This window comes from Herbiconiux sp. VKM Ac-1786 (genome assembly GCF_015350805.1).
Classification (GTDB): Bacteria; Actinomycetota; Actinomycetes; order Actinomycetales; family Microbacteriaceae; genus Herbiconiux.
Map to the genome: position 1 here is coordinate 1,065,813 of NZ_JADKSG010000002.1, position 25,424 is coordinate 1,091,236.

Below are 25,424 nucleotides of genomic sequence, written 5' to 3' on the forward strand. Positions count from 1 at the left end.
AAGCACTGCTGACCGGGCGGGAAGCTGACATAGAGTGAACAGGTGCCCCGACCGCGTCCGGAGATCCCCGCAGCCGGGCAGGAGTCCGTCTGGGACTACCCGCGGCCGCCCCGCGTCGAGCGCGTCGCCGCGCCCGTCACGATCCGGCTGGGCGGGCAGCTCGTCGTCGAGACCCGGGACGCCGTCCGGGTGCTCGAGACCAGCCACCCGCCGGTCTACTACCTCCCGATCGCCGACTTCGTACCCGGTGCACTCACCCCCGCCGACGGTTCGTCGTTCTGCGAGTTCAAGGGCGCCGCCCGGTATCTCGACGTGCGCGGCGGGTCCGAAGTGCGGCCGGCCGCCGCCTGGAACTACCCGCAGCCGTCTCCCGGGTTCGAGCTGCTCCGCGACCGAGTCGCCGTCTACGCCCAGCAGATGGACGAGTGCACGGTCGACGGCGAGGTCGTGACGCCGCAGCCGGGCGGCTTCTACGGCGGCTGGATCACCCGCGCCGTCGTCGGCCCCTTCAAGGGCACGCCCGGTTCACAAGGCTGGTGAACGCGGGGCGCCGGGTGTCGTCGTCCGAGTCGTCACGGGGAAGCCGTGGAAGAGCCCGTCGGGGTCGAAGCGGGCGATGAGCTCCTTGATGCGCGGCCAGTCCACTTCCCTGAACGAGCGCGCGATGCGCTCCGGGTGCGCGCGGATGTCCGCCTCGCTCAAAACGTGCCCCGTGCACGTCGGCAGCAGTGCGGCGGCGACCTCGTCGAGCCAGGCGCGGTTGGCGGCGTCGTCGGCCGGGTTGTCCCAGATCACGTAGACGATGAGGAGCGTCGTATCGTGCATCCCGTAGGCCGCCTCGCCCACGGGCAGCAGCTCGGCACCCCGGCCGTTCGCCGGCATCCCGGTCAGCACGTAGCTCTTGCCCGACGGCGCGCGCGCAATCAGCTCCTCGAGCGGTGCCATCGCCTGCTCGAGGGGCAGGTGCGTCCAGAAGGTGTCGGCGAGGTACCGCGCCCCCTCGGGGTAGGTGGCGTCGACGGGCACGTGCAGCTCGCTCAGCCGCGCCGGCCCCTCGAAGCGCTCCAGCGGCACGAGCCCGGGCGCGCCGTCGCCGAGCGGTGCGAGTGCGTCGGTGTCGACGGCGCCGTCCGCCTCGATGACGACCGTGGCAGCCACTCCCACGACCAGCGGATGCTCGGCGGCCCCTCCCGGCCGCCCCACTCCCTGCGTCACCACCGCCACCTCGACGTTCGGCGCCAGCCCCGCCGAGGCCTCGGTCACCCACCTCGTGACGGCGTCCAGCTCCTGGAGCGGATACGTCCACGTGCTCACCCGCACCGCGGCCGGCGCCGGCCGGAGCTCCACCTCGAACGACGTCACGACGCCCGGGAAACCGGGCCCGGCACCTCGCGCCAGCCAGAACAGCTCCTCGTTCTCGTCGAGGGACGCCGTCCGCAGCTCTCCGTCCGCCGTCACCCCCCGGAGGCTCCGGATCGAGAAGCACGACGGCAGCCACGCCCCCCAGTTCACGCCGAGCCCTCCCCCGAGCAGGAACCCACCGACCCCGGGATCACCGCAGTGCCCCACCGGAAACGCCAGCCCGTGCGCGTCGAGCGCCGCTGACAGCACCTTCCCCCGAACCCCCGGCCCGATCGTCGCGACCATCGCCTCGGCGTCGACGGCGATCCCGTCGAGCTCCCCCAGATCGATCAGCACACCACCGTCGCGCACCGACGAGGCCACCCAGCTGTGCCCGCCCGAGCGCACGGCGACCCGCTCCCCCGCCGCGACGGCATCCCGCACGGCCCGCACGACCTCGGCCTCGGTGCGCGGCCGCACCACCTCCCCCGGCCGCCCGTCGACCGCCATCGCGTTGAACACGCCGTCGACGACGGCCCCCTCGAACCCCTCGTCCCCGGCACGGATGGTCTCGGGTCCCTGCTCAGCGATCACGGCCCCACGCTATCCACCGCTCCCTCGCCCCGCCCGCCCCAGAACGGGGCCGCCGCTCCCCCGCCTCGCTCACCCCAGAACGGGCCGCCGTTGCCGCCCCGCCACCGCAGTCCTACATTGAGGTCACGACCCCGGCCCTCGGGCCCGCCGCCTCGACCGAGCCACGAAGGAGTCTCCATGACCGACGCCGGCACCCCCGCCCCCGACAGCGCGCCCGACGGAACCGAGCCCGACGAGCATCCGGAACTCGCCGCCGGCACCGCCGTGCCTGACGAGCTCACCGACGAGCCCACGATCACCCCGCCCGTCGGCGCCCCGGGCGCCCCCGACGGCTCAGGCGCCGAGGACTGACGCGCGCGGCGGGCGGGGCGCAGGGGTCAGCGCGCGGAGCGGCGGAGCAGCGTTCCCGTCGCGATGAGGAGGGTGCCGGAGCCGCCCGCGAAGGCGCTCACGCCGAAGGCGAGCACCGCCGTCATGAGGGAGGTGCGGAGCGACGCGGCCGTCGACAGGGCCGCGCTCTGCTTGCGCAGCTCGGCGGCCTCGTCGCTCGCGCCGTCCACGCCGCGCAGAGCGGCGCTGATGTCGGCGAAGGTGCGCCCGCCGGCCCCGCGCTCGGCGTTGCCCTTGATGACGAGCGCCTCGACGTAGGCCGTGACCGGGCCCTGCACCCGCTTGCCCTTGAGCATCGGTGCGTTACCCGGCACGTCGATCTTCTCCGCGCGCAACTGCGTGGCGACAGCGACCCAGGCACCTGCTCCGACGGTCACGAAGAGGCATCCCGCCGCTATGGCGAGACCGCCGACGGAGCGGAGGTCAGGGGCGGTGGGCGACGACGTCATCGACGGTCCTTCTCTCAGGGCGAGCACACGGAGGAGCGGTCAGTTGTTGAAGCGGAACTCGACCACGTCGCCGTCCTGCATGACGTAGTCCTTGCCCTCGATGCGGGCCTTGCCGCGCGAGCGGGCCTCGGCGATGGAGCCGGTCTCGACGAGGTCGTCGAACGAGATGACCTCCGCCTTGATGAAGCCCTTCTGGAAGTCGGTGTGGATGACGCCGGCCGCCTGCGGAGCCGTCCAGCCCTTGCCGATGGTCCACGCGCGCGACTCCTTGGGGCCGGCGGTGAGGTAGGTCTGCAGGCCCAGCGTGTCGAAGCCGATGCGGGCGAGCTGGTCGAGGCCGCTCTCCTCCTGGCCGGTCGACTCGAGCAGCTCGGCGGCGTCGGCGGGGTCGAGGTCGATCAGCTCCGACTCGAGCTTGGCGTCGAGGAAGATCGCCTTCGCCGGGGCCACGAGATCGGCGAGCGCACCCTTGCGGGCCGGGTCGTTCAGGATGCCCTCGTCGACGTTGAAGACGTAGATGAACGGCTTGGCCGTCAGCAGCCCGAGCTCCTTGATCGGCGCGAGGTCGATCGACGACGCCGAGAGCGGCTTGCCGGTGTCGAGCCAGGCACGCGCCTCCTGCGCGGTGGCGAGCACGACGGGCTCGAGCTTCTTGCCCTTGACCTCCTTCTCGAAGCGCGCTTCCGCCTTCTCGAGGGTCTGCAGGTCGGCGAGCACGAGCTCGGTGTTGATGGTTTCCATGTCGCTCGCGGCGTCGACCTTGCCGTCGACGTGCACGACGTCGTCGTCGACGAAGCCGCGGATGACCTGCGCGATGGCGTCGGCCTCGCGGATGTTCGCGAGGAACTTGTTCCCCAGCCCCTCGCCCTCGCTCGCACCCTTCACGATGCCCGCGATGTCGACGAACGACACCGGCGCCGGCAGGATGCGCTCGCTGCTGAAGATCTCGGCAAGCTTGTCGAGCCGCGGGTCGGGCAGGTTCACGACCCCGACGTTCGGCTCGATGGTGGCGAACGGGTAGTTCGCCGCCAGGACCTGGTTCTTGGTGAGGGCGTTGAACAGGGTGGACTTGCCGACATTGGGCAGTCCGACGATCGCGATAGTAAGAGCCACGAGCGTCAAGCTTAGCTTCCGGATGCGCGGGCCGAGCTTCGGGGTGCGCGGGGCCTGCCCGCCCGAAGCAGTGCCCCGCGCATCCGGAGCAGTTCGCTAGTTCTGGGGGAAGCCCAGGTTGATGCCGCCGTGCGAGGGGTCGAGCCAGCGCGAGGTGATGGCCTTCTCCTGGGTGAAGAAGCGGAAGCCCGCGAGGCCGTACGCCTTCGAGTCGCCGAAGATCGAGTCTTTGACACCGCCGAAGGAGTGGTAGGCGACCGGCACCGGGATGGGCACGTTGATGCCGATCATGCCGACCTCGACCTCGTTCTGGAAGCGGCGGGCCGCCCCGCCGTCGTTGGTGAAGATGGCCGTGCCGTTGCCGTAGGCGCCGTTGTTGATCAGGTCGACGCCCTCCTCGTAGGAGTGCACACGCACGACCGAGAGCACCGGGCCGAAGATCTCGTCGAGGTAGACCTTGCTCGTGGTCGGCACGTTGTCGATCAGCGTCGGGCCGAGCCAGAAGCCGTCGGCCTCGCCGTCGACCTCGATGCCGCGGCCGTCGACGACCACGGTGGCGCCGTCGGTCGCCGCGATGTCGATGTAGGAGGCCACCTTGTCGCGGTGCACCTCGGTGACGAGCGGGCCCATGTCGCAGTTGCGGCGGCCGTCGCCGATCTTCAGCCCGGCCATCCGCTGCTGGATCTTGGCGACCAGCTCGTCGGCGATCGTGTCGACCGCGACGAGCACCGAGATGGCCATGCAGCGCTCGCCGGCCGAGCCGAAGCCCGCGTTGATGGCGGCGTCGGCGGCCAGGTCGAGGTCGGCGTCGGGGAGCACCAGCATGTGATTCTTCGCCCCGCCGAGGGCCTGCACGCGCTTGCCGTTGCGGGCCGCGGTCTCGTAGATGTAGTGGGCGATGGGGGTCGATCCGACGAACGAGATGCTCTTGACGTCGCGGTGGTTCAGCAGGCCGTCGACGGCCTCCTTGTCACCGTGCAGCACGTTGAAGACGCCGTCGGGCAGGCCTGCCTCGCTGAACAGGGCGGCGAGCCAGTTGGCGGCCGACGGGTCTTTCTCGGACGGCTTCAGCACGACCGTGTTGCCGGCCGCGATGGCGATCGGGAAGAACCACATCGGCACCATGGCCGGGAAGTTGAAGGGGCTGATGATTCCCACCACGCCGAGCGGCTGCTTGGTGGAGTAGACGTCGACACCGGTCGAGACGTTCTCGGAGTACTCGCCCTTCAGCAGGTGCGGGAAGCCCGTCGCCAGCTCGACGACCTCGAGGCCGCGGGTGATCTCGCCGGCGGCGTCGGAGAGCACCTTGCCGTGCTCGGCGGTCAGGATCTCGGCGAGCTCGCCCTTGCGGGAGTTGAGCAGCTCGCGGAACGCGAACATGACCTGCTGGCGCTTGGTGATGCTCGTGTCGCGCCAGGCCGGGAAGGCGGCCTTCGCGGCGGCGACGGCGGCGTCGATCTCGGCGCCGTTCGCGAGCGCGACGCTCTTGGACTGGCGACCGAGGGCCGGATCGAACACGGGGGCGGTGCGGCCGCTCGTCGACACGAGCTCGGCCCCGCCGACCCAGTGGTTCACGACGGGCAGCTGGCCGGTGGAGACATCGTCTGACATGATTCCTGACTTCTTCGGTGGGAACGGGCGTGGTTCATCGGTGGAGCTGAATCACGCCAGCCTAGAGCTTCGGGGCGTCGTTGGGAGGGCGTGTCGACGTGGCGATCCGCCGTTGTCGGTGGCCGCTGACACACTGGAGGCATGGACGCACTCCTCCCCCTCGTCATCGGTCTCCTCCTGGGCCTCGCCCTCGGCGTGGCCGGCGGGTGGCTGCTCGCGCGCAGTCGGCGGGCGGATGCCCGTTCCGCGGCCGATCCGGCCGTCGAGGCCGCGCTGGCCGAACGCACCGCCGACCTCACCGAGGTGCGCGGTCGCGTCGAGCAGCTCGTCGACGAGCGGGCCGCGCTGCAGAGCCGGCTCGCGGCGGTCGACGCCACGGCCACCGCGCTCCGCGAGCAGGTCGACATCGGGTCGCTCGCCCACCGGGAGCAGAGCGAGTCGGCGGCGCGCGCCCACCGCGAGCAGACTGCCGCGGCGGCGGCGCAGTTCGAGGCGCAGCTCACGTTCGCGAAGGAGCAGGCGCGCGAGCGCCTGGCCCAGCAGGATGCGCAGTACAAGGCGCAGATCGCGAGCCTCGAGGAGCGCCTGAGCGACTTCCAGCGCCGGCTCGCCGAGCTGAAGGAGGCCGAGGCCGCCCGCATCGACGAAGACAGCAAGGTGCTCGTGGCCCTGAGCCCGGTTCAGGAGAGCCTGAAGGCCGTGCAGGCCAAGGTCGTCGAGCTCGAGACGCAGCGCCAGCAGCAGTACGGCGAGCTCTCGCAGCAGCTGAAGTCGGCCACCGAGTCCGAGGAGCGCCTGCGCTCCACGGCCGAGTCGCTGGCCTCGGCGCTCCGGTCGAACAGCACGCGCGGCGTCTGGGGCGAGACGCAGCTGCGCAGCGTCGTCGAGGCGGCCGGGTTGATCGAGCGCGTCGATTTCGACGTGCAGACGAGCATCCAGAGCGACTCGGGTGTGGGCCGGCCCGACATGGTGGTGCACCTGCCCGGAGGCAAGAACATCGCCGTCGACGCGAAGGTGCCGTTCGACGCCTACCTCGAGGCCTCGTCGATCCCGCCGTCGGCCACGGGCGCCGAGGGCGACCGCCGCACGCAGCTGATGAAGAAGCACGTCGCCGCGCTGCGCAGCCACATCACGGCACTCGGCACGAAGGGCTACTGGAACGGGCTCGAGGCCTCCCCCGAGCTCGTGATCGCGTTCATCCCGAGCGAGTCGCTGGTCTCCAGCGCGCTCGAGGCCGACCCGTCGATCATGGAGTTCGCCTTCGGCAAGCGCGTGGCGCTGGCGTCACCGGTCACGCTGTGGTCGGTGCTGAAGACGGTCGCGTTCAGCTGGCAGCAGGACGTGCTGACCCAGGAGGCCCGCCAGCTCTTCGACCTCAGCCAGCAGCTCTACGCGCGCCTGGGCAAGACCGCCTCGCACATCGACAAGCTCGGCCGCACCATCGACCGCACGGTGAAGGACTACAACGCCTTCATCGGCTCCTTCGAGCGCCAGGTCTTCCCCACCGCCCGCAAGCTCGGCGCCCTCTCCTCGGAGAGCCTCTTCCCCGAGCTCGCCCCCCTCGAGGAGACCCCCCGCGAACTCTCGGGCCACGAACTCCTGGCCGAACTCGAGGCGGCGACCCCCGACACCGACGCCACCCGAGACGCCGCCTACCTAGACCACGAGTCGACCCACCCCGAGGCCCCCTCCACGGTGGTCACCCTCGACTTCGGCGACGACAAAGCCGCCAACGCCTGACCCCACCACCCCGCGGGTAGCGGGCGCAGCCCCTACCTCCCCACCCCCACAACGGCGCCCGGCGGGCCGGGTGATGTTTCGTCTCAGCCGCCTTTGAGCTCCGCTCAACCCCTAGGCTGAGGCGAAATATCACCCGGCCCGCCGGGCAGTGGAACCCCTAAAGCCACTTCTCCATAAGGTGATCAGCTTCGATCCGCCGAATAGTCCCCGAGTGCGACCGAAGAACGATCGACTCAGTCCGAATGATCGGCCCCAACCGCTTCACGCCGGCCACGAGCCCCCCGTCGGTCACCCCCGTGGCCACGAAGAACGTGTTGTCGCTCCGCACGAGATCGTCGGCCCCGTAGATCATGTCCATGTCGAGCCCCGCGTCGATCCCCTTCTGCCGCTCCTCGTCGTCCTTGGGAGCGAGCCGCGTCTGGATGAACCCGCCGAGCGCCTTGATCGCGCACGCCGTCGCGACACCCTCCGGGCTGCCGCCGATCCCGACGCACATGTCGATGCGCGTGCCGTACCGGGCCGCGTTGATCCCGCCGGCGACGTCGCCGTCGAGCATCAGGCGGGTGCCGGCGCCGGTGGCGCGGATGTCCTCGATCAGCTGCGCGTGCCGCGGCCGGTCGAGCACGGCCACCCGGATGTCCCCGACGTCCTTGCCCTTCGCCGCCGCTAACGCGCGGATGTTGTCGCCGATCGGCCGGTCGATGTCGATGATGCCGATGCCGTCCGCGTCGGTGACGATCTTGTTCATGTAGAACACGCTCGAGGCGTCGAGCATGGCACCGCGGTCGGAGGCCGCCAGCATCGAGATGGCGTTCTGGCGCCCGGCGGCGGTCAGCGAGGTGCCGTCGATCGGGTCGACGGCGATGTCGCAGGCGGGGCCGCGGCCGGTGCCGACGTGCTCGCCGTTGAAGAGCATCGGCGCCTCGTCCTTCTCGCCCTCGCCGATGACGATCACCCCGGCGAAGTCGACCGTTCCGAGGAACTTGCGCATCGCATCCACGGCAGCACCGTCGGCGGCGTTCTTGTCACCCTTGCCGATGAAGGGCTGGGCCCGGATGGCGGCGGCCTCGGTGGCCCTCACCAGCTCCATCGCCAGGTTGCGGTCGGGATTCTCATAGAGAGGTGCGCTGTCGTTCATCGACGTTCCTTCCGAGGGTTCCCCGCCAGCCTATCCGGGTGGTGGCTGGCTAGACTCGTCGTTGACACGGCACCGGCTGGAGCGCACGACTTCGCTCGCCGACCGCTGCGCCCACCAAAGGAGATGACATGCCCATTGCAACCCCCGACCAGTACGCCGAGATGCTCGACAAGGCCAAGGCCGGCGCCTTCGCCTACCCCGCCGTCAACGTCTCGTCGTCGCAGACGCTGAACGCGGTGCTGCAGGGCCTGAGCGAGGCCGGGTCGGACGGCATCATCCAGGTGACCACCGGCGGCGCCGACTACTTCGCCGGCCAGACCGTCAAGGCGCGTGCCACCGGCGCGCTCGCCTTCGCCGCGTTCGCCCACGAGGTGGCCAAGAACTATCCCGTAACGGTCGCGCTGCACACCGACCACTGCCCCGAGCCCGCCCTCGCCGACTTCGTGCTGCCGCTCATCGCGGCCTCGGAGGAGGAGGTCAAGGCCGGCCGCAACCCCATCTTCCAGTCCCACATGTGGGACGGCTCGGCCGTGCCGCTCGGTGAGAACCTCCGCATCGCGGAAGACATGCTGAAGCGCACCAAGGCCATCAACGCCATCCTCGAGGTCGAGATCGGCGTCGTCGGCGGCGAGGAGGACGGTGTCAGCCACGACATGAACGAGCACCTCTACACCACGCTCGACGACGCGATCGCGACCGTCGAGGCCCTCGGCCTGGGCGAGAACGGCCGCTACATGGCCGCCCTCACCTTCGGCAACGTGCACGGCGTGTACAAGCCCGGCAACGTCAAGCTCAAGCCCGAGCTGCTGAAGGAGATCCAGGACGGCCTGACCGCCAAGTACGGTCACGGCCCGAAGCCCCTCGACCTCGTCTTCCACGGCGGATCGGGCTCGACCGACGCCGAGATCCACGAGGCGGTGCAGAACGGCGTCGTGAAGATGAACATCGACACCGACACCCAGTACGCCTTCACCCGCTCCATCGCCGACACCATGTTCAAGAACTACGACGGCGTGCTGAAGGTCGACGGCGAGGTCGGCAACAAGAAGGTCTACGACCCGCGCGCCTGGGGCAAGATCGCCGAGACGGCCATGGCCGCCCGCGTGGTCGAGGCCACCCAGCAGCTGGGCTCCGCCGGCCACTCCGGCAAGTAGGGCCACGCGTGACCGACGAGCGACCGAAGCCCAAGTACGGAGAACTGGCCCCCGAGGGCTGGGTCTGGCAGCCGCCGAAAGAGGCGACCCCCGACCCCGTCCCCGAGAACGAGGCCCCTCCGGCACCGGCTCCGGTCGCTCGTCCGTCGGGCCGGCCCCCGGTCGATCCGCGGTGGCCGGCTCCGGATGCGCGTGCCGCCCGCTCCTCGACGGGCGCCCCGTCGGGCGACCCCGCCACGGGTGCCGAACCGTCTGACGTGCCGGCCCCGAAGCGCGGCCTCACCGTCGACGTGAACATCACGATCGTGCTGCTGGTGCTCGGCACCCTCTCGGTCGGATCGAGCGTCGCCACGCTGCTCGACCTGAACGGCTACATGACGACGGCAGGCGCGACCTTCGGGCTCGGCGGCTACCCCGCCAACGAGGTCACCCGCATCACGGGCGTGACCGGGGCGGTGCTGCACGTGCTGCTGATCGCGGGCACCGTGTGGCTGTCGATCCGGCGCATCAAGCGCCAGAAGCTCGCGTTCTGGGTGCCGCTGACCGCCGCGATCGTGTCGTTCCTGATCACCTGCGTCTGCGTGGCGATCGCGTTCTCGCAGGCGCCGGAGCTGCTCGACTCGCTGACGACCCTGCCGGCGGTCGCGACGATCACGCCGACACCCTAGCGGCGTCCCGCCGGCCCGATCCGGCCCGGCGGGGCGCGCCCGCCCGGCCCGGCGGGGCGCGCCCGCCCGCGCCCTAGGCGCTGTGGCGGCCGCCGAGCGCGCGGGCGTCGCGGTTGCCCGCGGTGTCGCGGCGCAGCTCCTTGGGCAGCGAGAACACGAGGTCCTCCTCCGCCGTCTGCACGGTCTCGATGTCGCCGTAGCCGGCGGCGGCGAGGTCATCCAGCAGCTCCTGCACGAGCACCTCGGGCACGGACGCGCCGGAGGTGACGCCGACCGTCTCGACGCCGTCGAGCCACTCCTGCTTGACCTCGTGCGCGTAGTCGACGCGGTACGCCGCCTTCGCGCCGTACTCGAGGGCGACCTCGACGAGGCGCACCGAGTTCGAGGAGTTGGCCGAGCCGACCACGATCACGAGGTCGGCGCCCTGCGCCACCTTCTTGATGGCGACCTGGCGGTTCTGGGTGGCGTAGCAGATGTCGTCCGAGGGCGGGTCCTGCAGGTTGGGGAACTTCTCCCGCAGCCGGCGCACCGTCTCCATGGTCTCGTCGACGGAGAGCGTCGTCTGCGAGAGCCAGACCACCTTGTCGGGGTCTTTGACCTCGATGTCGGCCACCGCATCCGGACTGCCGACCAGGGTGATGTGGTCGGGGGCCTCGCCCGCCGTGCCCTCGACCTCCTCGTGGCCCTTGTGGCCGATGAGGAGGATCTCGAAGTCGTCGCGGGCGAAGCGCACGGCCTCGCGGTGCACCTTGGTGACCAGCGGGCAGGTGGCGTCGATGGCCTGGAGGCCGCGGTCGGCGGCACCCTGCACGACCGCCGGCGAGACGCCGTGGGCCGAGAACACGACGTGCGCGCCCTCGGGCACCTCGTCGATCTCCTCGACGAAGATGGCGCCGCGCTTCTCGAGCGTCGACACGACGTGCACGTTGTGCACGATCTGCTTGCGCACGTAGACCGGGGCGCCGTAGTTCTCGAGCGCCTTCTCGACGGCCACGACCGCTCTGTCCACTCCTGCACAGTAGCCACGAGGGGCTGCCAGCAGCACACGCTTGTGACCGGTCACCGGGTTATCCTTTAGCCTGTTGCGAGTGCCGGGAATCCTCGGCATCGGCAGGCTGATGGTCGTCGCGTTGCTCACCCTTCGATTCTACGTGAGCACAACTGGGTGAAGGCCTGAAGGAGAGAACCAGACGTGTCCGACGCATCCGCCCCCTCGTTCTCGTCGGGGCCTCCGACGCTCGAGAACCCCTGGCCCGTGGGCGAGCTGGCGCAGAAGATCCGCGGCTACATCGAGCGCCTGGGCACCGCGTGGGTCGAGGGCGAGATCACGCAGTGGGGCGTGTCGGGCGGCAACGTCTACGGAAAGCTGAAAGACCTGTCGGGCGACGCCACCGTGAGCTTCACCATCTGGTCCTCCGTCAAGGCGAAGCTGCCGGCCGACCTGAAGCAGGGCGACCGCGTGATCGCGCTGATCAAGCCGAGCTACTGGGTGCGGGGCGGCTCGCTCTCGATGCAGGTGTTCGAGATGCGGCACGTCGGCCTCGGCGACCTGCTCGAACGGCTCGAGCGGCTGCGCGCGCAGCTCGCCTCCGAGGGCCTGTTCGACCGCGGCCGAAAGCGCGCCCTGCCCTTCCTGCCGGGCACCGTCGGCCTCGTCACGGGGAAGGACAGCGACGCCGAGAAGGACGTGCTCCGCAACGCGCAGCTGCGCTGGCCCTCTGTTCGGTTCCGCGTGGTGCACGCGGCGGTGCAGGGCGACCGCACGGCCCGCGAGGTCGTGGCGGCCATCGAGCTGCTCGACGCCGATCCGGCAGTCGAGGTCATCATCGTGGCCCGCGGTGGCGGCGACTTCCAGAACCTGCTCGGCTTCAGTGACGAGGCCGTGGTGCGCGCGGCCGCCGCGGCGACGACGCCGATCGTCAGCGCTATCGGCCACGAGGCGGATGCTCCGCTGCTCGACCTCGTCGCCGACCTCCGCGCCTCCACCCCTACCGACGCCGCGAAGCGGGTCGTCCCCGACGTCACCGAGGAGCTGATGCGGGTCGATCAGGCGCGCACGCGCATCCGCACCCGCGTCGCCGCGACCGTCTCGATCGAGGTCGACCGGCTGACGCAGATCCGTTCGCGGCCGGCGCTGTCGAACCCGGCCTGGATCATCGACTCCCGCTCCGAAGACCTCACCCGCTTCGTCGCCCGCGGTGAGGAGCTGGTCAGCCGGGTGCTCGAGCGCGAGGGCAACCGGGTGCGCGAGCTCGTGGCGCACGTGCGGGCGCTCTCGCCGCAGCGCACCCTCGACCGCGGCTACGCCATCGTGCAGTCGGTCTCCGGGCCGAACGCCGGGCACATCGTGCGGGCGGCGACGGATGCTCCGCAGGGCTCCCTCGTCGCGGTGACGGTCGCCGACGGAGCGCTCGACGCGGTCTCGTCCGGCCCGTCCGCCTCGGGCGCGGCCGCCGCCGCCCGCGTCCCCTCCTCCACAGCTGCGGACGGCGCAGCCGCGGTCTCCTCCTCCACAGGTGCAGACGCCGCAGCCGGGGTCTCCTCCTCCACAGGCCTGGCCGATGCGCAGCCTGACGCCGAGTCCGGCGGCACCGCCGAGCACTCCGCCTCCGATCGATAGGATTGAGCCATGGCCTCCTCGCCCTCCCCCGACGTGCAAGCCCTCTCCTACGAAGAGGCGCGCGACGAGCTGATCCGCGTGGTCGGCGAGCTCGAGCAGGGCTCCGCCACCCTCGAGCAGTCGCTCGCGCTCTGGGAGCGCGGCGAGTCGCTCGCGGCACGCTGCGAGCAGTGGCTGATCGGAGCCCGCGAGCGGCTCGACGCCGCCCGCAGCGGCGCGGCGGGCGAGTAGCCGTGGCCAAGAGCACCGAACCCCGCGTCGTCGCCGAGCTGGGCCGCCCCGAGACCCCCGAGGAGACCGCGGCCAGGAAGGCCGAGCAGTCCCGTCTCTACCGCGACCGCAAGACGCTGCGCAATCTGCTCTACGCCCTGCTCGTCTCGGTGGGGCTCGTCGCCGCGATCATCTTCCTCGTGCCGCGCCCTGAGGAGTCGCTGCTGCAGAGCATCGACTACCAGGACGTCGCCGCGAGCGCCCAGGCGTCGATGCCGGTGCCGCTCGCCGCGCCCGAACTCCCCGAGGGCTGGTCGTCGAATGCCGCCGAGGTGCGCTCGGGCGCGGCCGATGGGGTGCTGTCCTGGTACGTCGGGCTGATCACCCCCACGAAGCAGTACGTGGGGCTGACCCAGGCGGTCGACGCGAACCCCACCTGGCTCGCCGATCAGGTCGCCCGCGGGCTCGCCTCCGGAACGGTCTCGCTCGACGGCGTCGAGTGGACCGTCTACGACAACCGCGACCGCGCCGGCTCGTCCGACGAGGTCGGCAACACCGAGTACGCCCTGACCACCGAGTCGGGCGCCACCACCTACGTCGTGTTCGGCACCGCCGACCCCGACGAGATCGAGCAGGTCGCGGCGGCCCTCGCGGCCAACGTGCAGGAGCAGCCCGCGGAGGCGACGCGATGACCGACACCACCACTCCCGAGCCCGACGACTCGACGGGCGAGGCCACCACGCCGGCGCGCGTGTGGGCGACCATGTCACGCGGCAACGAGCGGTTCGTCGCCGGCACCCCGAAGCATCCGCGCCAAGACGTCGAGACCCGCGCCGAGCTCGCCCACCTGCAGACGCCCCGCGCGGCGCTGTTCGGCTGCAGCGACTCGCGCCTCGCGGCCGAGATCATCTTCGACCTCGGCCTCGGCGACCTCTTCGTCGTGCGGAACGCCGGTCAGGTCATCTCCGAGTCGGTGCTCGGCAGCCTCGAGTACGCCGTCGAGGTGCTCGGGGTGTCGCTCGTCGTCGTGCTCGGCCACGACGAGTGCGGCGCCGTGCGCGCGGCCATCGACTCGCAGCTGCCCGACGCGGCTCCCCTGCCGCGGCACATCCAGTCGCTCGTCTCGCAGATCGTCCCGGCCATCGCCGAGGTGCCCACCGAGCGGGCCGACGACGGCACGCTGCTGACGGCTCCGGATGCGGGGCTGGTGGGCAAGGCCCACCTCCGCGACACCGTGCGCCAGCTCCTGGAGTCCTCCGAGATCATCACCCAGGCGGTGGCCGACGGTAGATTGGCCGTCGTCGGCGCGAACTACCGCCTGGCCGAGGGCCGGGCCGTGCCCGACGTGGTGATCGGCCAGATCTGAGCCCTCCGGCCGTCCCGCTCCCGGGCGGATCCGGCCCCTCCGCTTCACACCAGCACTCACCGACTCCGGCGCCCGGCGCGTCGTGGTCACGAAGAAAGGACGACCACACAGTGGTGGACAACGCCTCCGGAACCGACGCCTCGACCTCCGGCGCCTCGACGGACTACCGCATCGAGCACGACACCATGGGCGAGGTGCGGGTTCCCGCGTCCGCCCTGTACGGCGCGCAGACGCAGCGCGCGGTCGAGAACTTCCCCGTCTCGGGCAGCGTGCTCGAGCCGGCCCAGATCGCGGCCCTCGCCCGCATCAAGAAGGCCGCCGCGATCGCGAACGCGCGACTCGGCGTGCTCGACCAGTCGATCTCCGACGCCATCGCCGGCGCGGCCGACCGGGTCGCCGCGGGCGAGTTCGACGGGGACTTCCCGATCGACGTCTACCAGACGGGTTCCGGCACCTCCTCGAACATGAACATGAACGAGGTGCTCGCCTCGCTCGCCAGCACGGCGCTCGGCTCGAAGGTGCACCCGAACGACCACGTCAACGCCTCGCAGTCCTCGAACGACGTCTTCCCCACCTCGGTGCATGTCGCCGTGACCGGCGCGCTCATCCACGACCTCATCCCCTCGCTCGAGCACCTCGCCGAGGCGCTCGAGGAGAAGGCGGTGCTCTGGAAGACCGCGGTGAAGTCGGGCCGCACCCACCTGATGGACGCGACGCCCGTCACCCTCGGCCAGGAGTTCGGCGGCTACGCCTCGCAGATCCGCCTCGGCATCGAGCGGGTGCAGAGCGCCCTCCCCCGCGTCGCCGAGGTTCCGCTCGGTGGCACCGCCGTCGGCACCGGCATCAACACCCCCGCCGGCTTCCCGCAGCTCGTCATCTCGCTGCTCGCCGAGGAGACCGGCCTGCCGATCACCGAGGCCCGCGACCACTTCGAGGCGCAGGGCGCCCGCGACTCCCTCGTGGAGGCCTCGGGCGCGCTCCGCGTGCTCGCCGTGTCGCTCACCAAGATCTGCAATGACCTGCGCTGGATGGGCTCCGGCCCGAACACCGGCATCGGTGAGCTGCACATCCCCGACCTGCAGCCCGGGTCGTCGATCATGCCCGGCAAGGTGAACCCGGTCATCCCCGAGGCCGTGCTGATGGTGTGCTCGCGCGTCATCGGCAACGACGCCTCGATCGCCTGGTCGGGTGCCTCGGGCGCCTTCGAGCTGAACGTGGCCATCCCGGTGATGGGCACGGCGCTGCTCGAGTCGATCCGCCTACTGTCGAACTCGGCGGTGCTGCTGGCCGACAAGACCGTGGCCGGCCTCGAGGCGAACCTCGAGCGCGCCCGCGCCCTGGCCGAGTCGTCGCCGTCGATCGTGACGCCGCTGAACCGCGTGATCGGTTACGAGGCCGCGGCGAAGATCGCCAAGCACTCGGTGGCCAAGGGCATCACGGTGCGCGAGGCCGTCATCGACCTCGGCTTCGTCGAGCGCGGCGAGGTCACCCTCGAGCAGCTCGACACCGCGCTCGACGTGCTCTCGATGACGGCGCCCCCCGCCGCCAAGTAGCCTCACGCGGCGAAGAGCGCGAGCGAAGGCAGCAGCCCGAGCCAGAACCCTCCGAGAAGGGCCGGACCCACGGGGATCCGGCCCTTCTCGCCGTCCAAGCGACCGTCGCCTCCGCCGCGACCGCAACCGCCACCGCCGGCACCACCTCCGCCGGCACCACCGCCACCGGCACCACCGCCGCCCATCGTGGCGCTGAGCAGGCTCGCTAGCACCAGGGCGCAGACGCAGAACGCCACCCGCACGGCCGCACCGCCGTCGACATCCTGCACGAGCGCCAGCAGCCCCGCCAGGAGCAGCACGAGCTTCACGTCGCCCATCCCGAGCACGCCGACCGCCCAGAGCCCCACCGCGACGGCGCCGACGGCCAGGGCGGCAGCGGCGGCTCCGAACGCCGAAGGCGGGTCGTGCAGCCCCACCGCCGCGAGCGCCCAGGCCAGCAGCACCAGCCCCGGCACCAGGTGGGCGTTCGGGAGACGCCCGGTCCGGGCATCCGTCACCGCCAGCGGCACGCTGACGAGAGCCAGGTGGAGGAACGGCACCGAGACGACCACGAACTGCATGCGGCCACGGTAGGGGCCAAGACGACGACGAGGGCGGCGGCTCCGCAGACTGTGCAGAGCCACCGCCCCCGACGGGATGGTGCAGGAGAGGCCGGGCTACGCCAGCTCGTTCGACTCCAGCATCTCGGTGACGAGCGCCGCGATGGCCGAGCGCTCCGAACGGGTCAGCGTGATGTGCCCGAAGAGCGAGTGGCCCTTCAGCGTCTCGATCACGCTGGCGACACCGTCGTGCCGGCCCACGCGCAGGTTGTCGCGCTGGGCGACGTCGTGGGTGAGCACGACCCGCGAGTTCTGGCCGATGCGCGAGAGCACGGTCAGCAGCACGTTGCGCTCCAGCGACTGCGCCTCGTCGACGATCACGAAGGCGTCGTGCAGCGAGCGTCCGCGGATGTGGGTCAGCGGCAGCACCTCGAGCATCCCGCGGTCGATCACCTCGTCGAGCACGTTCTGCGACACCAGCGAGCCGAGGGTGTCGAAGACCGCCTGCGCCCAGGGGTTCATCTTCTCGGCCGCGTCGCCCGGCAGGAAGCCGAGCTCCTGGCCGCCGACCGCGTAGAGCGGCCGGAACACCATGATCTTCTTGTGCTGCTGCTTCTCGAGCACGGCCTCCAGCCCGGCGCAGAGGGCGAGCGCCGACTTCCCCGTCCCCGCTCGACCTCCCAGCGACACGATGCCGACCTCGGGGTCGAGCAGCAGGTCGATCGCCACGCGCTGCTCGGCCGAGCGGCCGTGCAGGCCGAAGACGTCGCGGTCGCCGCGCACGAGCTGGAACGAGTCCCGCCCGGTCACGCGGCCGAGCGCCGAGCCGCGATCGGAGTGGATGACGAGGCCGGTATTGATCGGCATGTCCCGCACCAGCGGCGTCGACAGTCGCTCCTCGTCGTAGAGCTTCGCCATCGCGTCGGCCGGCAGCGTGATGTCGTCGAGCCCGGTCCAGCCGGAGTCGACGGCGAGCTCGGCCCGGTACTCCTCGGCGGCGAGGCCGATCGAGGCGGCCTTGACGCGCAGCGGCAGGTCTTTCGAGACCACCGTGACGTTGAGGCCGTCGTTCGACAGGTTCTGCGCCACGGCCAGGATGCGCGTGTCGTTGTCCCCCAGCTGCAGCCCCGACGGCAGCACCGAGGTGTTGGAGTGGTTCAGCTCGACACGGAGGCTTCCCCCCTCCGTGCCCACCGAGATCGGGAAGTCGAGCCGCTCGTGCTTGACCCGCAGCTCGTCGAGGTTCCGCAGCGCCTGGCGCGCGAAGTACCCGATCTCGGGGTCGTTGCGCTTGGACTCGAGTTCGGTGATCACGATCACCGGGAGGACGACGGCGTGCTCGGCGAACCGGAAGATCGCCTTCGGATCGGACAGAAGAACCGAGGTGTCCAGAACGTAGGTCACCTCGGCGGTCTTGGTCGAACTCGAAACGGTGGTGCTGGGTGCTGCGTCCTCTCCGGTGCTGTTCCCGCTGGTCCTGTGAGTCATGGGCTCGGCCACATCCACTCCAACCCCGAGCGCTCGGCGCTCGGATCAGTAGGCGATTCGGCCACGGTGGAGATCGTCGAAACGTACTTATGTGGCCGTCTCGATCAGGCGCCATGCCTGATGAGTCGAACCTACGTCCGATGGCGGGGGCGTGGGTTACGACACGCATCACAAAAGATTAACGGTGTGTTACACGGGTGTAATTCGGCCGGAGGGGGCTCAGCTGCCGAAGCGCCGCTGCCGCCGCGAGTAGTCGCGCAGCGCCCGCAGGAAGTCGACCTCGCGCACATCCGGCCCGAGCGCCTCCATGAAGTAGAACTCGCTGTGCGCCGACTGCCAGAGCATGAAGTCGCTGAGGCGCTGCTCCCCCGAGGTGCGGATGACCAGGTCGGGGTCGGGCTGGCCGCCCGTGTAGAGGTGCTCGGCGATGATGTCTTGGTCGATGGCCGCCTCGAGCTCGTCCAGCCCGTGACCGAGGCCGCGGTGCTTCTGGATGATGCTGCGGATCGCGTCGGCGATCTCCGAGCGCCCGCCGTAGCCGACCGCGAGGTTGACGTGCAGCCCGGTGCGGGACGCCGTGCGCGCCTCGGCACCGTCGAGCGCGGCGATCAGCGGCTCGGGCAGACCCTCGTTCGTGCCGACGTGCTTGACCCGCCAGTCGCGGTAGCGCGAGATGTCATCGGCGAGATCGGCGATGATCTCGATCAGCTCGGTGAGCTCCGCGCCGGAGCGGTTGGTGAGATTGTCCGTGGAGAGCAGGTAGAGCGTGACGACCTCGATGCCCAGGTCGTCGCACCAGACGAGGAACTCGCGGATCTTCGCCGCGCCGGCCCGGTGTCCGTGGGCGGCGGTCTCGAGCATCCGCTGCTTGGCCCACCGGCGATTGCCGTCGAGGATCATGGCGACGTGCTTCGGCAGCACGGCGCCGCTGTCGAGGCGTTTGCGGATGCGCCGCTGGTAGAGACGGTAGAGGAGGCCCTTCGCGACCCGCTTCTGTCCATTCGGCACATCGATACGTTACCCGCTCGCGCGGCCTGCCGCTGATCGGCGCTCCCAGCCGGTGCGGCCGCGGGCTGGCGTACTGTGAGCATCATGCCCGAGCACCACCCCGTCCCGCCCACCGGCCCCGGCCGCACCGACCCGGCCGACGGCGGGCCCGACCTGCCGAACATCCCGCTGCTCGACGACGCGCTCGAGCACCCCCCGGTCGAGCAGAAGCCGACCTGGCGCGGCTGGATCCACGCGGGCACCTTCCCCGTCACGATCGTCGCCGGGATCGTACTGATCTCGCTCGCCCAGGGGGCGCCGGCGAAGTGGGCGAGCGTGGTGTTCACGCTCACCTCGATGCTGCTGTTCGGCAACTCGGCGCTCTACCACCGCATCGACTGGAAGCCGAAGACGAAGCTGCTGTTCAAGCGCATCGACCACGCGAACATCTTCCTTCTGATCGCCGGCACCTACACGCCCATCGCCGTGCTCGCGCTGCCACCGGCGCAGGGCACGCTGCTGCTCGTGATCGTGTGGTCGGGAGCCCTGCTCGGCATCGGCTTCCGGGTGTTCTGGATCGGGGCGCCGCGCTGGCTCTACGTCATCCTCTACCTGGCGCTCGGCTGGGCCGCCGTGGCGTACCTCGGCGACATCTTCGCGGTGAACCCGGCCACGATGATCCTGGTGGCCGCCGGCGGGCTCGCCTACACGGTCGGTGCGCTCGCCTACGCGCTGAAGCGGCCGAACTTCTTCCCGGGGCGCTTCGGGTTCCACGAGGTGTTCCACACGCTGACGGTCGTGGCGTTCCTCTGCCACTGGACCGCCATCCTGCTGCTGGCGATCGACCCGCCGTTCAACGGCTAGGCGGCGCAGCCTCCGGACCGGGCCCCCCGGCGGTGCCCGCTGGCCCGGCGGTGCCCTCAGGCCCGTCGGCCGCCGCGTCGCGCGCCGCGATCTCGGCCTCGAGCTCCTCGCGCACCTGGGCGCGGAGGTTGACCCGTCGCACGCGCCGCACCATGTCGATGACGAGCAGCAGCGTGACGATGGCGATGCCGAAGGTCACGATGAAGCCGATGATGCCCGGGGTGACGCTGTCGGGGTCGGGGATGCGCTCGTCGGCGACCACCGCGCCCAGCGCGCCCGCCGCGCCCAGCGCGCCCGCCGTCGTGAGGAGCGAGAGCGTCATTCGGAGTCCTCGATCCCGTCGAACAGGTCGGTCTCGACCTCGGGGCCTGCGACCCTTGACTCGATCAGCTGGAAGTCTTCGTACGGCCAGGCGCGGCGCTGGATGTCGTTCGGCCAGAAGAAGAAGGGGTGGTCGGGCGCGACCTGGCTGGCGTGCGCCCGCAGGGCACGATCGCGCACGTCGAAGAAGTCGCCCGACGGGATCTGCACGACCGTGTAGCTCGGCCGGTCTTTCATGCGCTCGCGCATCTCGGCGACCTGGGCGAGGAACGGATGCTCGGGCTCCTCCTCCTCGAGCGCCTTCGCCACGGCCTCGAACTTGTCGGGGTTCATGATGCGGTCGTAGTAGAGCTTCGAGATCTGCCACGCGGGGCCGGCCTCGGGGTAGGCGGCCGGATCGCCGGCGAGCTCCCAGGCGCGCATCGAGATCTCGTGGCAGCGGATGTGGTCGGCGTGCGGGTAGCCGCCGATCTCGTCGTAGGTGATCAGCACGTGCGGGCGGAACTCGCGCACGGCCTTCACGAGCGGCGCGGTCTCGATGTCGATCGGGAGCACGCCGAACGAGTTGACGGGCAGCGAGTCGCCCGAGCCGGGCTCGACGTAGCCGGAGTCGGCGTAGCCCAGCCAGCGGTGCTGGAAGCCCACCGCATCCTGAGCGGCGGCCATCTCGACGCGGCGGAGGCCGGCCATGTCGCGCTCGGCCCAGAGGCGCGGCTCGAGGCCCTCGTTCAGCACCGAGCCCCGTTCGCCGCCGGTGCAGCTGACCACCATCACCTCGACACCGCGGTCGAGGTAGTAGGCGTAGGTGGCGGCGCCCTTGCTCGATTCGTCATCGGGATGCGCGTGCACGGCCATGAGGCGAAGCGTCAGTGGTCTCAACTCCTCGTCAATTGCGATTAGCCTGGAATGAGGCAGGAGCCTGGGAAACCAGGCCAGACAAGACTAATCGGTCCATCCGACAGTGGGCCCCAGGGAGGGCACGTGAGCAGGCGAGCGGCCAGCGACGAGGAGCGTGAGGACGGAGCATCCGTCGCCGATTCCCGGGCGACCGCAGCCGCCGCAGCCGCGACCACCGACTCCCCCGCCCTCGCGGAGCGCTACGGCCGCACGAAGGCCAGGCGGGCCGGCAATCGGCTGCTCGCCTGGATCGCCGGCGGCGCCGTCGCCGTGGTGCTCGTCGTCTGGGTGGTCTGGGCCGGTCTCGACGGCACCAACGCCACGGTCGCCACGCAGGACACGGCGCACGAGGTGCTCGACGACCGCAGCGTGCGCGTCGAGTTCGACGTCACGGTGCCCACCGGCACGACGGCGGGCTGCGTGGTGCAGGCCCTGAACGACCGCTTCGCGGTGGTGGGCTGGAAGGTCATCGAGCTGCCCGCGTCCGAGAACCCCACGCGCTCGTTCACCGAGGTCGTCCGCACGAGTGAGCTGGCCTCGACGGGTTTGATTTCCAGCTGCTGGCTCACATAGTCTTTCCTGATCGTCCGGGCCGGGTGGCTCGGGCGTCCGCATGTTCGAGGGAGGTACTCCATGGCTGACGACACCCAGGTCACCTGGCTCACGCAGGAGGCGTTCGACCGTCTCACGAACGAGCTCGAGGAGCTCAGCGGACCGGGCCGGCTCGAGATCGCCAAGCGCATCGAGCAGGCGCGCGAGGAGGGCGACCTCAAGGAGAACGGCGGCTACCACGCCGCGAAGGACGAGCAGGGCAAGATGGAGGCGCGCATCCGTCAGCTCACGCAGCTGCTGCGCACCGCCCAGGTCGGCGAGAAGCGCGAGAGCCACGGCGAGGTCGAGCCGGGCGTCGTCGTCACCGCGCTGGTCGCGGGCGGCGAGGAGCGCTTCCTGCTCGGCAGCCGCGAGATCGCGGGCAACGCCGACCTCGACGTCTACAGCGAGCAGAGCCCGCTCGGCGCGGCCATCATCGGCCTGAAGATCGGCGAGAAGACCACCTACACGGCCCCCAACGGCCGCGACATCACGGTCGAGATCACCGACGTCGAGACCTTCAACGGCTGACCCCGGCGCCCGCGGAGGCATGACCCCGACCATCATCTGATCACATGGGCTTCTCTTGTCGGGGGCGGCCTCCTCATAGTCGTCCGCCTACTCGTGCGAACTTCTCCCAATGCCCGCCGGTTGATGACAGCCGCGTACCCCCCGTTTCCGCCCGGTAGCCATCGTCCTCGGGAAGCACCTCAGACCGCGACCACAATGATCACGACGGGCTGGAAGAGGAGATGACCGAGGGCCGACGAGTCGCTTCCAAGCGAACATAGTCGGCTGGTGAAACTGTTATCGAGCACTCTTGCCACTTTCGGTTCGGCGTGAGAGGAGGCTCACTCAATAGCAGATGACACTGTCGCGCGGCAGCCTCAGGCAATCGCTGAAGCTGTAGGTGTACTTCAGGAGCACTGCGTCAGAGTCAGTCATGGGTGTTCCGTCGCGTCGGTCGAAGAACCATGCGGTGAAACCACCCGCGGTCTGCTGAGACACAGAATAGTAGTCGAGCGGACCGCCCGGACCCCAGGGCCCCCAGCCACCGCCGCCGGAGCCGTTGCCGAGCGGGCCGTCCTGACAGCCGCCGGAGGGCATCTCGGTGCAGGCCGGGAATTCGTGCATCTCGGCATGGGCGGCAGCCGGAACCGCCACCGCGGCGATCGTCGCGAGCAGGGACAGGGAGACGACGCTGAGTCGCCGGGTCGAGTTCTTGATCATCCACTCATGGTCAGGGCATCGCGCGGGAGAGCGTTATGAGCAGTTCCTACTCCTCGACGCGCACCTCGTAGCCCGCGTCGCGCAGCTTCGCCACGACCTGGTCGCGGTGCTCGGGCCCGCGGGTCTCGATGTGCAGCTCGAGCTCGACCTGGCTGATCTGCAGCCCCTTGCCGTGCCGGGTGTGCTGCACCTCCACCACGTTCGCGTTGGCCTCGGCGACGAGCTCCGCCGTGCGGGCGAGCTGGCCGGGGCGGTCGGGCAGCATGATCCGCAGCTTGAGGTAGCGGTCGCTCGCCGCGAGGCCGTGGCTGATCACGCGCTGCATGAGCAGCGGGTCGATGTTGCCGCCCGAGAGCACGGTGACGGTGGTGCCCGCGTTCTTCACCTTGCCCGCGAGGATAGCGGCGACGCCGACCGCACCGGCCGGCTCGACGACCTGCTTGGCCCGCTCGAGCAGCAGCAGCAGCGCGCGAGCGGTGTCGGCCTCCGAGACGGTGACGACCTCGTCGACGAGCTCGCGGATGATCGCGAAGTTCAGAAGGCCCGGGCGCGCGACCTGGATGCCGTCGGCGATCGTCGGCGTCGTCACGATCGAGACGGCCTCTCCCGCGGCGAGCGAGGGCGGGTACGCGGCGGCGTTCTCGGCCTGCACGCCCACGATGCGGATGCTCCGCCCGAGCGCCGCGGCCTGCTGCTTGGCGGCCGCCGCGATGCCCGCGATCAGCCCGCCGCCCCCGATGGGCACGACGAGCGTGTCGGCATCCGGCACCTGGTCGAGGATCTCGAGCCCCAGGGTCGCCTGGCCCATCACGACGTCGAAGTGGTCGAACGGCGGGATGATCACGGCACCGGTGGCCTGCGAGTACTCGGCGGCGGCACCGAGCGCCTCCTCGACCGAGTGACCGCGCAGGATCACCTCGGCGCCGTAGGCCCGGGTGGCCTGGAGCTTCGGCAGCGGCACGCCGATCGGCATGAAGATGGTGGCGGCGATACCGAGCTCGCGCGCCGCGAAGGCGACGCCCTGGGCGTGGTTGCCGGCCGAGGCCGCCACGACGCCGCGCGACTTCTCGACGTCGCTGAGCGCCGAGATGCGGTTGTACGCCCCGCGGATCTTGTACGAGCCCGTGCGCTGCAGGTTCTCGCACTTGAGGTATACCGGCGAGCCGATGATCTCCGCGAGGAACCGCGAGCTCTCCATCGGCGTCACCTGGGCGACCTGCGAGACGCGGATGCGCGCCTCCTCGATCTCGGCCAGCGACGGGTAGGCGAGCCGCGTGGTGGAATCAGTCATGGGCGGGTGGGTCCTTCGGGTCAGGATGCGCGGCTTCAGGATGCGCGGGAGCAGGTGTCGCGGCAGCAGCCGTGCCGGCGCCGGCCGCCGGCGGGCCGCCATCGGGCAGCGCGACCGCGGGAGTGAGCCAGGTGTCACGGTCCTCCCGCCAGCTCCCCCCGGCGACGTAGTTCACCATCACGTTCAGCGTCGCGACCACGGGCACCGCGAAGAACGCCCCCGCGATCCCGGCGACCATCGACCCGCCCGCCACCGCCAGCACGACGGCCAGCGGGTGGATGCGCACCGCCGTGCCCATGATGAACGGCTGCAGCACGTGCCCCTCGAGCTGCTGCACGAGCAGCACCACGCCGAGCATGATCAGCGCGATCACCCAGCCGTTGTAGACCAGGGCGATGAACACGGCGACGGCGCCGGTGAGCACCGCGCCGATGATCGGGATGAACGACCCGAGGAACACCAGCACCGCGATCGGGATGGCGAGCGGCACCTGCAGGATGGCGGCGCCGATGCCGATGCCGAGGGCGTCGATCGACGCCACCAGGATCTGCACCTTCACGAAGTTCTGCAGCGTCTGCCACCCGGTGCGCCCCGCCCCGTCGGTGGCCGCGCGGGCCTTGCGCGGGAACAGGCGCACGACCCAGCGCCAGATGCGCTCCCCGTCGATCAGGATGAACAGCGTCGCGAACAGCGTCAGCAGCGCGCCCGTGAGCACGTGCCCGATGCTCGAGCCGACGGCGGCCGCGCCCGAGATGAGCATGCCGCTGTCTTGCTGCACCGCGTCCCAGACCTGGGTGACGTAGCCGTTGAAGTCGCTCTCCGAGACCTGCAGCGGCGACGAGGCGAGCCAGGACTTCAGGTCGTTGTACGAGGTCATCGACTGCGAGCGCAGGTCGGCGAAGCCCGAGGAGACCTGGGTCGCGACGAGGAATATCAGGGCGGCGACCACCACGAGGGTGCCCACCTCGGCGGTCACGATCGCGAGCCACGAGGGCCAGCGGTGCCGCACCAGGAAGTTCTTGAACGGCACCAGCAGCGCCGAGAGCACCACCGCGAGCATCACCGGGATGATCAGCAGCCGCAGCTGGATGATCAGGAAGATCAGCACCGCGAGCACGCCCAGCACCACGAGGATGCGCCACGACCAGGCGCCCGCGATCTGCATGCCGGCGGGCACGGAGTCCAGTGCGTCCCGACGGGTCCTGCCCGGTTCCTTCTCGGCCATAGGGGTCAGTCTAGGAGCGGTCGTATGCGTTCGCCCGCATGCGC

Annotated in this window: 26 protein-coding genes and 1 pseudogene; 13 read left to right on the forward strand and 14 right to left on the reverse strand. The window is 70.6% G+C overall.

What is annotated here, in order from left to right; all coding sequences use genetic code 11:
- Positions 1-42: 42 nt before the first annotated feature.
- The gene (locus ITJ64_RS15990) at positions 43-540 is read left to right on the forward strand and encodes a DUF427 domain-containing protein (RefSeq protein ID WP_194681694.1); all 498 of its coding nucleotides are present in this window, start codon (positions 43-45) and stop codon (positions 538-540) included.
- Here ITJ64_RS15990 and ITJ64_RS15995 read toward each other — a convergent pair.
- The gene (locus ITJ64_RS15995; protein ID WP_194681695.1) at positions 526-1,935 is read right to left on the reverse strand and encodes an FAD-binding oxidoreductase; all 1,410 of its coding nucleotides are present in this window, start codon (positions 1,933-1,935) and stop codon (positions 526-528) included. The genes ITJ64_RS15990 and ITJ64_RS15995 overlap by 15 nt on opposite strands.
- 177 nt (positions 1,936-2,112) lie before the next feature.
- Here ITJ64_RS15995 and ITJ64_RS16000 point away from each other — a divergent pair, with 177 nt between their 5' ends.
- Positions 2,113-2,286: a hypothetical protein gene (locus ITJ64_RS16000; protein WP_194681696.1), complete on the forward strand. Its 174-nt coding sequence runs from the start codon at positions 2,113-2,115 to the stop codon at positions 2,284-2,286.
- A 26-nt stretch (positions 2,287-2,312) separates the two neighbouring features.
- On the opposite strand, the gene ITJ64_RS16005 is transcribed toward ITJ64_RS16000, so the two are convergent.
- From ITJ64_RS16005 to ITJ64_RS16015, 3 genes are all read right to left on the reverse strand, one after another.
- On the reverse strand, positions 2,313-2,774 hold the full coding sequence (locus tag ITJ64_RS16005; RefSeq protein WP_194681697.1) for a hypothetical protein: 462 nt from the start codon (positions 2,772-2,774) through the stop codon (positions 2,313-2,315).
- 39 nt (positions 2,775-2,813) lie between these two features.
- Positions 2,814-3,887, reverse strand: coding sequence for a redox-regulated ATPase YchF (gene ychF, locus ITJ64_RS16010; RefSeq protein ID WP_179549501.1), 1,074 nt, complete (start codon positions 3,885-3,887; stop codon positions 2,814-2,816).
- Positions 3,888-3,983: 96 nt separating this feature from the next.
- A complete protein-coding gene (locus tag ITJ64_RS16015) occupies positions 3,984-5,498 on the reverse strand; it encodes a CoA-acylating methylmalonate-semialdehyde dehydrogenase (RefSeq protein WP_194681698.1) in 1,515 nt (504 codons plus the stop codon).
- Positions 5,499-5,639: 141 nt separating this feature from the next.
- Here ITJ64_RS16015 and rmuC point away from each other — a divergent pair, with 141 nt between their 5' ends.
- Positions 5,640-7,238 carry a DNA recombination protein RmuC gene (rmuC, locus tag ITJ64_RS16020; RefSeq protein ID WP_194681699.1) on the forward strand — a complete coding sequence of 533 codons (1,599 nt, stop codon included), beginning with the start codon at positions 5,640-5,642 and terminating at the stop codon, positions 7,236-7,238.
- A 157-nt stretch (positions 7,239-7,395) separates the two neighbouring features.
- Here rmuC and glpX read toward each other — a convergent pair whose 3' ends face one another.
- The gene (glpX, locus tag ITJ64_RS16025) at positions 7,396-8,376 is read right to left on the reverse strand and encodes a class II fructose-bisphosphatase (RefSeq protein ID WP_194681700.1); all 981 of its coding nucleotides are present in this window, start codon (positions 8,374-8,376) and stop codon (positions 7,396-7,398) included.
- 128 nt (positions 8,377-8,504) lie between these two features.
- Between glpX and fbaA the strand changes: the two genes are divergently transcribed.
- Both fbaA and ITJ64_RS16035 read left to right on the forward strand, forming a co-directional pair.
- The gene (gene fbaA, locus ITJ64_RS16030) at positions 8,505-9,530 is read left to right on the forward strand and encodes a class II fructose-bisphosphate aldolase (protein WP_194681701.1); all 1,026 of its coding nucleotides are present in this window, start codon (positions 8,505-8,507) and stop codon (positions 9,528-9,530) included.
- An 8-nt stretch (positions 9,531-9,538) separates the two neighbouring features.
- Entirely contained in the window at positions 9,539-10,198 is a 660-nt protein-coding gene (locus ITJ64_RS16035; RefSeq protein WP_194681702.1) for a DUF6264 family protein, read from the forward strand.
- A 73-nt stretch (positions 10,199-10,271) separates the two neighbouring features.
- Here the strand turns inward: ITJ64_RS16035 and ITJ64_RS16040 are convergent, their stop codons facing one another.
- Positions 10,272-11,306: a 4-hydroxy-3-methylbut-2-enyl diphosphate reductase gene (locus tag ITJ64_RS16040; protein WP_194682196.1), complete on the reverse strand. Its 1,035-nt coding sequence runs from the start codon at positions 11,304-11,306 to the stop codon at positions 10,272-10,274.
- A gap of 84 nt (positions 11,307-11,390) precedes the next feature.
- Here ITJ64_RS16040 and xseA point away from each other — a divergent pair.
- From xseA to ITJ64_RS16065, 5 genes and pseudogenes are all read left to right on the forward strand, one after another.
- A pseudogene (gene xseA, locus ITJ64_RS16045) lies at positions 11,391-12,713 on the forward strand (exodeoxyribonuclease VII large subunit); the annotation flags it as partial.
- A gap of 114 nt (positions 12,714-12,827) precedes the next feature.
- The gene (locus ITJ64_RS16050) at positions 12,828-13,049 is read left to right on the forward strand and encodes an exodeoxyribonuclease VII small subunit (protein WP_179548722.1); all 222 of its coding nucleotides are present in this window, start codon (positions 12,828-12,830) and stop codon (positions 13,047-13,049) included.
- Between the two features lie 2 nt (positions 13,050-13,051).
- A complete protein-coding gene (locus ITJ64_RS16055) occupies positions 13,052-13,720 on the forward strand; it encodes a DUF4245 domain-containing protein (protein WP_194681704.1) in 669 nt (222 codons plus the stop codon).
- Entirely contained in the window at positions 13,717-14,394 is a 678-nt protein-coding gene (locus tag ITJ64_RS16060; RefSeq protein WP_304607875.1) for a carbonic anhydrase, read from the forward strand. The genes ITJ64_RS16055 and ITJ64_RS16060 overlap by 4 nt, the downstream gene beginning before the upstream one ends.
- 110 nt (positions 14,395-14,504) lie before the next feature.
- Positions 14,505-15,947 (forward strand): class II fumarate hydratase, encoded by a 1,443-nt coding sequence (locus ITJ64_RS16065; RefSeq protein WP_194681705.1) that lies wholly within the window; start codon positions 14,505-14,507, stop codon positions 15,945-15,947.
- 2 nt (positions 15,948-15,949) lie between these two features.
- Here ITJ64_RS16065 and ITJ64_RS16070 read toward each other — a convergent pair whose 3' ends face one another.
- From ITJ64_RS16070 to ITJ64_RS16080, 3 genes are all read right to left on the reverse strand, one after another.
- On the reverse strand, positions 15,950-16,507 hold the full coding sequence (locus ITJ64_RS16070; protein WP_194681706.1) for a prepilin peptidase: 558 nt from the start codon (positions 16,505-16,507) through the stop codon (positions 15,950-15,952).
- Positions 16,508-16,603: 96 nt separating this feature from the next.
- On the reverse strand, positions 16,604-17,974 hold the full coding sequence (locus tag ITJ64_RS16075; protein WP_194681707.1) for a PhoH family protein: 1,371 nt from the start codon (positions 17,972-17,974) through the stop codon (positions 16,604-16,606).
- Positions 17,975-18,193: 219 nt separating this feature from the next.
- Positions 18,194-18,982 carry an isoprenyl transferase gene (locus ITJ64_RS16080; RefSeq protein WP_194681708.1) on the reverse strand — a complete coding sequence of 263 codons (789 nt, stop codon included), beginning with the start codon at positions 18,980-18,982 and terminating at the stop codon, positions 18,194-18,196.
- A gap of 84 nt (positions 18,983-19,066) precedes the next feature.
- Between ITJ64_RS16080 and ITJ64_RS16085 the strand changes: the two genes are divergently transcribed.
- Positions 19,067-19,825: a hemolysin III family protein gene (locus tag ITJ64_RS16085; protein WP_194681709.1), complete on the forward strand. Its 759-nt coding sequence runs from the start codon at positions 19,067-19,069 to the stop codon at positions 19,823-19,825.
- Here ITJ64_RS16085 and ITJ64_RS16090 read toward each other — a convergent pair.
- Entirely contained in the window at positions 19,815-20,147 is a 333-nt protein-coding gene (locus ITJ64_RS16090; RefSeq protein ID WP_194681710.1) for a hypothetical protein, read from the reverse strand. The genes ITJ64_RS16085 and ITJ64_RS16090 overlap by 11 nt on opposite strands.
- Positions 20,144-21,001 carry a mycothiol conjugate amidase Mca gene (gene mca / locus ITJ64_RS16095; RefSeq protein WP_194681711.1) on the reverse strand — a complete coding sequence of 286 codons (858 nt, stop codon included), beginning with the start codon at positions 20,999-21,001 and terminating at the stop codon, positions 20,144-20,146. The genes ITJ64_RS16090 and mca overlap by 4 nt, the downstream gene beginning before the upstream one ends.
- Before the next feature lie 126 nt (positions 21,002-21,127).
- Between mca and ITJ64_RS16100 the strand changes: the two genes are divergently transcribed.
- On the forward strand, positions 21,128-21,616 hold the full coding sequence (locus tag ITJ64_RS16100; RefSeq protein WP_194681712.1) for a DUF4307 domain-containing protein: 489 nt from the start codon (positions 21,128-21,130) through the stop codon (positions 21,614-21,616).
- A gap of 60 nt (positions 21,617-21,676) precedes the next feature.
- The gene (gene greA, locus ITJ64_RS16105; protein WP_173181466.1) at positions 21,677-22,165 is read left to right on the forward strand and encodes a transcription elongation factor GreA; all 489 of its coding nucleotides are present in this window, start codon (positions 21,677-21,679) and stop codon (positions 22,163-22,165) included.
- Positions 22,166-22,489: 324 nt separating this feature from the next.
- Here the strand turns inward: greA and ITJ64_RS16110 are convergent, their stop codons facing one another.
- From ITJ64_RS16110 to ITJ64_RS16120, 3 genes are read right to left on the reverse strand one after another with little or no spacing between them, the layout of a single operon-like run.
- Complete coding sequence (locus tag ITJ64_RS16110; RefSeq protein ID WP_194681713.1) at positions 22,490-22,864, reverse strand: hypothetical protein; 375 nt, start codon at positions 22,862-22,864, stop codon at positions 22,490-22,492.
- 46 nt (positions 22,865-22,910) lie between these two features.
- Positions 22,911-24,155: a threonine ammonia-lyase gene (gene ilvA / locus ITJ64_RS16115; RefSeq protein ID WP_194681714.1), complete on the reverse strand. Its 1,245-nt coding sequence runs from the start codon at positions 24,153-24,155 to the stop codon at positions 22,911-22,913.
- A complete protein-coding gene (locus ITJ64_RS16120; protein ID WP_194681715.1) occupies positions 24,148-25,380 on the reverse strand; it encodes an AI-2E family transporter in 1,233 nt (410 codons plus the stop codon). Before ITJ64_RS16120 ends, ilvA begins: the two co-directional genes overlap by 8 nt.
- Between the last annotated feature and the right edge of the window lie 44 nt (positions 25,381-25,424).